Raw genomic sequence first — 1,294 nt, 5'->3', positions numbered from 1 at the left:
AGCTGGGGGTGGCGGTGGGATCTGTGCTGCGCTCTGGGGGCACGGTGGGACTCTCTCCAGGTCAGACGCGGTTTCCCGTAGTGCGCCGGATACGGGTCCGCAACATTGAATGCGCCATCTAGAAATGTGACAACAACTATTGTAATGTTCGTCACTACCGCCGAGTAGGGTGTGTTCCATGTAACACACGTGGCGTGCCTCGGCGCAAGTTCGGCTCCCCCTCGCCGCCCACGGGCGGCGGAACACTGGAGGTACTCATGCCCAAGGCTTCCGGCGAGGCGTCCGAGGCGCCTCAGGACGCGCCTGAGCAGCACGAAGCCGGTGGCGGGACGCGCTGGCGCAGGTTCGCCCTCGTGGCCGTCCCCGGGTTCGCGGCCGCCGCGGTCCTCGGAGGCATGACCACCCAGGGCCTGCTCGCCGCCTCCTTCGCGGTGTCCGGGGACAGTTTCAAGATGTCCGCCGACCAGCTCGTCGGCACCGGCTTCACCCAGTACGGCGACGCCGCCACCTCCGTCGACGGCTCCTCCCGCCCGGTCGGCCTGTCCTCGGTCGGCTCCGCCGAACTGACCAACCTGTGCATGTCCTCCCTGTGGGACCTGCCCATCGGCCAGGCCACCCTCGTCATCACCGCGGGCGAGTCCACCCCCGTCCAGGGCACCAACCTCGTCCTCGACATCGAGCAGCTCCAGGGCGACGCCGAGTTCGGCTCCATCGAGATCGGCCGCGACGCCAGCACGCTGGACCGGGCCGAGGGCGGCCAGGGACCGGCGGGCGGCTTCGGCCTCCAGTCCCAGAACATCACCGTCTCCGACATGGAGCTGACCACCTGGGCGGTCACCTCCGGATCCCTGAAGCTGTCCGGTCTGAGCCTGGCCGTCCGGCCCGGCGAGCACGAGTGCTTCTGATCCCATGGCCCACGCACTGACCCTGCTCCGCGGGGGCCGGGCGCGCCTGCGCGACTGGCGGCGCGGCCGCCCGTTCTGGGGCGGGCTCCTCCTCGTCATCGCCGGAGTCGAGCTGCTGGTCGCACCGGCCGCGCAGAGCCTGATCCTGCCCATCGACCTGATCGCCTACACCGGTATCGCCGGTGTGTCGGGTCCGCTCATCGCGGTACTGCTGATCACCCTGGGAGCGCTGAGCTGGTTCCAGCCCGCGCAGCACCTCTTCTTCGGGGTGGTCGGGCTCATGCTCGCCCTGGTGTCCTTCGTGACCTCCAACTTCGGCGGCTTCGTCATCGGGATGCTGCTCGGCATCGTCGGCGGCTCCCTCGTCTTCGCGTGGGCGCCCCGCGTGG

General features: G+C 69.6%; 2 protein-coding genes. Both read left to right on the top strand.

Translation table 11 applies throughout. The annotated features are described in order from the left end of the window. The first annotated feature begins 257 nt into the window (after positions 1-257). A complete protein-coding gene (locus DQW06_RS06835) occupies positions 258-905 on the top strand; it encodes a DUF6230 family protein (RefSeq protein ID WP_013151519.1) in 648 nt (215 codons plus the stop codon). 4 nt (positions 906-909) lie between these two features. After that, positions 910-1,294: DUF6114 domain-containing protein (locus DQW06_RS06830; RefSeq protein ID WP_232832968.1), on the top strand; the 385-nt coding region annotated here is incomplete at its 3' end.

This window comes from Nocardiopsis sp. TNDT3, from assembly GCF_003427465.1.
Lineage (GTDB): Bacteria > Actinomycetota > Actinomycetes > Streptosporangiales > Streptosporangiaceae > Nocardiopsis > Nocardiopsis dassonvillei.
Note: the sequence above shows the minus strand (reverse complement) of the source record. Positions and strands in the feature narration are given on the sequence as shown.

Excerpts from the sequence above, each read along its gene's own strand:
- DQW06_RS06835 (WP_013151519.1), top strand. The coding sequence starts at position 258 with ATGCCCAAGGCTTCCGGCGAGGCGTCCGAGGCGCCTCAGGACGCGCCT.